This is a genomic window from Methanoculleus sp. UBA291 (assembly GCF_002499755.1).
In the GTDB taxonomy this organism is placed as follows: Archaea; Halobacteriota; Methanomicrobia; order Methanomicrobiales; family Methanoculleaceae; genus Methanoculleus; species Methanoculleus palmolei.
In genome coordinates, this window is sequence record NZ_DANC01000057.1 from 2,126 (window position 1) to 2,390 (window position 265).

1 pseudogene is annotated in these 265 nt (G+C 60.8%); it reads right to left on the reverse strand.

The features are described from left to right. Positions 1 to 211 (reverse strand): annotated as a pseudogene (locus BP737_RS13530) (hypothetical protein); the annotation flags it as partial. Positions 212 to 265: the final 54 nt, after the last annotated feature.

Consider the following 265-nt stretch of genomic DNA (forward strand, 5'->3'; position numbering starts at 1 on the left):
AGGCCCCGAGTTCCTGCAGGGCCCGGTACTCGTCCGCCGCCTGCAACGCGTCGTTGTACGAAATCAGGGCGTAATCGTAGCGCTCAAGCCCCTGAGCCATACCGACCACCGCGATGATGAGGTACAGGGCAAAGATCAGGAGAAACCGCCGGCTCGTGAAGAGGTCGGAGAACTCTTTTGCGGCGACAGTGAGGCTGCGTTCTAGGGTCATGGTCTGCTTCCCGGTTTCCCGAAGAACAAGGGGCGCCGTTTACGGCACCCGATA